Below are 856 nucleotides of genomic sequence, written 5' to 3'. Positions count from 1 at the left end.
GCGATCTCGGCGAAGTCCTCGCGGCGCTCGTAGGAGTGCAGCATGCCCTGGTCGCCGATGGCGCGCAGCAGGAAACTGCTGAGCGAGCCGGAGCCCACGCCCGCTTCCACGACGCGTGCGCCGGGGAAGATGTCGGCGAAGGCCAGGATCTGCCCCGCGTCCTTGGGGTAGACCACGGCGGCGCCGCGGGGCATGGACAGGACGTAGTCGGGGAGCAGGGGGCGCAGCGCCAGATAGGCGACGTTCCCCGTGGTGCGGACAACGCTGCCCTCGGGAGAGCCGATCAGCTCGTCGTGCGGGAAGGAACCCTTGTGGGTGTGGAAGTTCTTCCCCGCTTCGAGCGTGAACGTGTAGTGGCGGCCCTTGGGGTCGGTCAGCTGTACCTGGTCCCCGACCTTGAAGGGCCCACGTCGGCGGGCGGCACCGGTCGGTTCGGACATGTGAACAGCCTACCGGTCCCTGCGGGGCGCTCCGACCGCGGTGGGGCTTGGCTGAAGGGCCGTGGAACACCGCGGGTCCGTCGTGGCTGGGCNNCGCGCCCCTTACAGGGCTTCAGCTGGGGCGGGCCATTGCCTTCACGAACGCCTTCTCCACGTCCGCCGCCGACAGGACTCCGTAGATCTCGCCGGAGTCCTCCACCACCAGGTACTCGGTCGCGGGGGCCGCGCGCAGGGCGTCGAGGAGGTCCTCGCCGGCCAGTTCGGCGGAGACCCGCATGCCGTCCGTCAGGTCCTGGGCGAGACCGCTGACGGCGACCCAGGGACGGCGGTGTTCCGGTACGCCGACGATGGCGGCCTCACGGACCAGGGAGAGGGGTTCGCCGTCGGGATCGACCACGACCAGGGCGCGCGCGCCC

General features: G+C 71.1%; 1 protein-coding gene and 1 pseudogene. Both read right to left on the bottom strand.

Annotation, left to right across the window (positions count from 1 at the left end):
* The coding region (locus tag AOK17_RS46505) for a tRNA (adenine-N1)-methyltransferase (RefSeq protein ID WP_425424699.1) at positions 1-440 on the bottom strand (440 nt) is incomplete at its 3' end.
* A gap of 112 nt (positions 441-552) precedes the next feature.
* A pseudogene (locus AOK17_RS53255) lies at positions 553-856 on the bottom strand (site-2 protease family protein); the annotation flags it as partial.

Source organism: Streptomyces phaeochromogenes (genome assembly GCF_001418655.1).
Taxonomy (GTDB): Bacteria; Actinomycetota; Actinomycetes; order Streptomycetales; family Streptomycetaceae; genus Streptomyces; species Streptomyces phaeochromogenes.
The sequence above is the reverse complement of the archived record's forward strand: the minus strand, read 5'-3'. Positions and strand labels throughout refer to the sequence as shown.